We start from the raw sequence: 346 nt of genomic DNA on the forward strand, positions 1-346 counted from the left end.
TCTGGTCGCCGATTTCGCTGCGGAAACCGACAGCTCATTGCGCAAGCTGCTGGACAACCAGCTGTTCAGTGAAACCAGCGTCCACTCGCTGACAGCGGCCCGGTACATGCTGGGCCCGGTTGCCGGCAAACCCGAAGCCCGTGGTATCGCGGTGGTGGTGGAGGATGCCATTGGCATCACCCAGCAACTCAATGCCTGGCGCAACGCGGGCATGGAGCACCTGAAGGATTGGCTGGAAGCCACGGAGGCGGTCGTGGGAAAACCCGGCCCCAGCAACGAGCGCAAGGTGCTGGTCGCCCAGGCCTTCACCGAACTGCATCAGCAATTCAGTGAGCGCAAGGTCGCT

1 protein-coding gene is annotated in these 346 nt (G+C 62.7%); it reads left to right on the plus strand.

Translation table 11 applies throughout. From position 1 onward, the window contains the following. Window positions 1-346: hypothetical protein (locus POF53_RS25975; protein WP_498970071.1), on the plus strand; the 346-nt coding region annotated here is incomplete at both ends.

This window comes from Mitsuaria sp. RG, from assembly GCF_028369275.1.
GTDB classification, from domain to species: domain Bacteria; phylum Pseudomonadota; class Gammaproteobacteria; order Pseudomonadales; family Pseudomonadaceae; genus Aquipseudomonas; species Aquipseudomonas peradeniyensis.